Raw genomic sequence first — 1364 nt, 5'->3', positions numbered from 1 at the left:
CCAGTCGGTGCCCAGCGGGGCCAGCGCGTCCAGCCACTCCTGGGAGGCGCGCCGTTCGTAGAACTCGCGCTCCTCCTGCTCGGCCGCCTTCCTGAGCCGCCTCTTGCGCTCGGCGTCGGTGATGACGACGAATCGCCACGGCTGCAGGTTCGCACCGCTCGGCGCGGTCGCCGCCGCCCGGACCGCCTGCTCGATGACGTCGGGCGGCACCGGGCGGGCGGAGAAGTCCCGCACCGTGCGGCGCAGCGTCATCGTGTCGGCGAACGCCTCGGCGCGCCTTGCCGCCTCCGCCGCCGGGACGTCGAAACGGGGCGCGGGGACGACGGGATACTGCCGCGGAGTGCTCATGTGATCGTGTCTACCGTCGCCGACGGGCCCGGGACAATCGGCATGAACAGCCAACATTCCGGGCCCGCTACGAGCACATGAGCAAACCGACCGGTCAGTCTTTCCCGCGCGAGGCGACCCACTCCAGGTTCCAGGCGTAGGCCTGGTCGACGGCCATCTTGCCCCAGCGCGGACGGCCCGGCGGCGGCAGGACGAACCGTCCCTCGCGGCGGACGACCAGCTCGCCGTTCACGTTCTCGATGAGCGCCAGCACCGCGTCGCGGGAGGCGTCCATGCAGTCGTCCATCCGCATCTCGATCGGCGGGGCGCCCACCGGGAACAGCGTGGCGATCGCGTCCAGGCCGCGGAAGTCGTCCGCGCCGTCGTAGATCTCGGCGAACACCAGGATCCGCTTGAAGTCCTTGGTGTGGTCGAGGTTGATGTGCAGGTTCTCGCCCGTCTCGATGGCGCCGGTGCGGTCGTCCTTGTCGAGCTTGATGAACGGCGCGCGCTCCAGGGCGCCCATGTCGCCGATCGCGTGGATGATGCCCTTGCGTCCGTCCTGCAGCTCCCAGAGGCAGCACAGGTCGAGGTCGAGGTCGACGCCGCGGCGGCGCTTTCCGAGCCGTCCCTTGGCGACGCCCTCGCGCGCGGTCCAGTTGAGGTTGACGCGCATGTGGCCGCCGGTCGCGCCGTGCTTGGTGAGCGACACCGACGGGGCGTTCTTCGTCAGCGAGATCTTGCCGCCCTGCGGCTGGGCCGCCCCGGGCGGAGGCGGCGCGTACTGGCCCCCGGGCGGGGGCGGCCCGTACGCGGGGCGGCAAGATCTCGCTGACGCAGAACGCCCCGTCGGTGCCGCTCACCCAGCACGGCGCGACCCGCGGCCCCATGCGCGTCACACTCAACTGGCCCGCCCCCGACGGCGTCCGCACCCGCCGGCACGGCAAGCGCCGCCGCGGAGGCAGCCTCCACCACGACCTCTGCGCGCTCTGCGAGCTCCCCGAAAGCCACACACACATCCACCCCACCACCACCCG

The 1364-nt window shown here is 72.1% G+C and carries 2 protein-coding genes and 1 pseudogene; 1 reads left to right on the top strand and 2 read right to left on the bottom strand.

The window, feature by feature from the left end:
* Both HUX53_RS01035 and HUX53_RS01030 read right to left on the bottom strand, forming a co-directional pair.
* The coding region (locus tag HUX53_RS01035) for a nitroreductase family protein (protein ID WP_176401277.1) at positions 1-348 on the bottom strand (348 nt) is incomplete at its 3' end.
* Positions 349-442: 94 nt separating this feature from the next.
* A complete protein-coding gene (locus HUX53_RS01030; protein WP_176401276.1) occupies positions 443-1039 on the bottom strand; it encodes a hypothetical protein in 597 nt (198 codons plus the stop codon).
* Between the two features lie 140 nt (positions 1040-1179).
* Between HUX53_RS01030 and HUX53_RS39785 the strand changes: the two are divergent.
* A pseudogene (locus tag HUX53_RS39785) lies at positions 1180-1364 on the top strand (hypothetical protein); the annotation flags it as partial.

The organism is Actinomadura sp. BRA 177 (assembly GCF_013372625.1).
Classification (GTDB): Bacteria; Actinomycetota; Actinomycetes; order Streptosporangiales; family Streptosporangiaceae; genus Spirillospora.
Note: the sequence above shows the minus strand (reverse complement) of the source record. Positions and strands in the feature narration are given on the sequence as shown.